This is a genomic window from Vibrio sp. HI00D65 (assembly GCF_001635455.1).
Classification (GTDB): Bacteria; Pseudomonadota; Gammaproteobacteria; order Enterobacterales; family Vibrionaceae; genus Vibrio.
Map to the genome: position 1 here is coordinate 1 of NZ_LWEH01000468.1, position 733 is coordinate 733.

A 733-nucleotide genomic window follows, 5' to 3' on the forward strand; every position below is an offset into this window, starting at 1 on the left:
ATAGATAGCATGGAGATACGATATAAATCATAAAATATAAAGTCATAACAGTATTTAATGACCTGATATAAATGAAATTATCTTCCATTTTACCTGAGGTGAAAATTTAACTTTATCGTTTTCTTGACCCCATATCTTGATCCTCTGCTGCACCTTCGATTTGAATCGATAGTTCATCGATTAACTTAATCATTCCCATATGATCGAAATAGTAAAAAGCGTAGAGCTTGAATTTAGCTCGGCTACCATCGTTCTTGGTCACCTCGACAGTGTGTATTTCTGAGACAGTCCCATCAGCATCAACGTTTACATCTTCAAACACAATATCCATTCTAGTCAGCTGTTCGCTTAAAACTGACGCATGTTGAATAAATTCATCATGTGTGTTTTTGTCATCACCAAATTTCTGAACGAAACTTTCAGATATCATCGATTTTAGGTGAGACTTATCACGATCAATAAACGCTCTAAATGTTTCCTCCAAAAATTGGTTCGCCTGAATATTCGACTGGTCTTCAAACTGCACTGTTAGAGTTGGTGACATATCTTGTTCTATCACCGACTCTGCACTAGCAAAGCCAGAATTAAATAACAAAGATAACAAGATTGTTGAGCACTTTACTCTATTTAAAATATTAACCATCATTAAAACCTCATTTATTTTAAAATCTAAATTTACGATAAAGTGGTCAGGTAAAGGTAATTAATCTACGCCAATCTATTTATACGACAC

At 34.1% G+C, this 733-nt stretch carries 1 protein-coding gene; it reads right to left on the reverse strand.

The window, feature by feature from the left end:
- Positions 1-112: 112 nt before the first annotated feature.
- Positions 113-646: a hypothetical protein gene (locus A3712_RS22870; RefSeq protein WP_231891872.1), complete on the reverse strand. Its 534-nt coding sequence runs from the start codon at positions 644-646 to the stop codon at positions 113-115.
- Positions 647-733 lie beyond the last annotated feature (87 nt).